A 1,214-nucleotide genomic window follows, 5' to 3' on the forward strand; every position below is an offset into this window, starting at 1 on the left:
AAAAGTCAATTGACGTTAATCCTAAATAGTCATCTTCCTCAAGAGTTGCTAAATACTATGTCCCAGCTTCTTGTCTTGACCCTATAATTCTCCACTCCTTATAATTTTAAGTATTTATTACCGTTAAATCATAAGGAACGAAATAATTCCACACAAACTAAAACCTCGCATTTCTAATATGAGGTTTTATTACAGACCAATCAATTCTTTTGTGTTTAATACCATTATGTAATATTCTTCTTTTGGACGAACATAGATAAAAATCGTACTTTTCGTAATACTGTACCACGTCTTCTGTCGCCTCTAGTAAAATTAAAGCACAACCAGAATTGATCGCAGAACTATTCCTTGTCGATTGGAATTAGCAAACAAATCATTAGTCTTTTCCTACTCAAATATCAGTTTTTATATTACTTATTGAAAGAACCTTGAAAGGCACTAATCCAATCAAGGTTCATCATATCACCCAATAAAATCAACGCTTAATCTATCCACCCGAATTTTTACGTTTTGATTATGAAGATATCCATAGTCGAAAAGAAATTCACTATCTACCTCAAATAATATGCCTGCGTCTATAGTACCAGTATCAATATTCAAGGTGCCTCTAATTAAATACGAAAAACTATCTTCTATCTGTTCAATACCTTTTTCATCTTGATCAATCTTAGAAATTACGAAATCATCAAGTATTGCCAATTCCATTTCAACTAGGTACTGTCCACCTTCAATTATCTCAAAAGGACAGTTATTAATAAAAGCAACTAATCTTTGTCCATTAATTTCAAGTACAGCTTCTTCCTCAATTAAAGGACTTAATTCTATTAATTTTGCAGTATATTGCATGAAAAGCTACCTCCTTATTCCAAAGGGTTAATTGTCTTATCCCGTTTATTGTTATTTAATAATTTCCATAAATCTTCACCGCGTTTTACATGATAAGTTGTAACATCACCATTGGCATTTGTACCTACAAACTCAAATTTTACATCCCCCTTACGAGAGTTACCCATAAACTTCACGTAACCTGTTCGAGTTTCACCTTTATATTGATATCCTACTTTTATGCCACTGCTCATAACATCCCTAGCACCTTGCATATATTCATCTGCATTATTATAAGCACCATGGAATTCATTGTTTTTAACTGCATGTTTTTCGTAATTAGATTCTAGTAAATCTCTAGAAGCAAAATTCTTATTAGCAAAGTTACT

At 32.0% G+C, this 1,214-nt stretch carries 1 protein-coding gene and 1 pseudogene; both read right to left on the bottom strand.

Annotated features, from left to right (window positions below):
• Window positions 1-462: 462 nt before the first annotated feature.
• On the bottom strand, window positions 463-846 hold the full coding sequence (locus tag SPD89_RS22785) for a hypothetical protein (RefSeq protein ID WP_336264235.1): 384 nt from the start codon (window positions 844-846) through the stop codon (window positions 463-465).
• 14 nt (window positions 847-860) lie between these two features.
• Window positions 861-1,214 (bottom strand): annotated as a pseudogene (locus SPD89_RS22790) (hypothetical protein); the annotation flags it as partial.

This window comes from Pseudogracilibacillus sp. SO30301A (assembly GCF_037072025.1).
In the GTDB taxonomy this organism is placed as follows: domain Bacteria; phylum Bacillota; class Bacilli; order Bacillales; family Amphibacillaceae; genus Pseudogracilibacillus.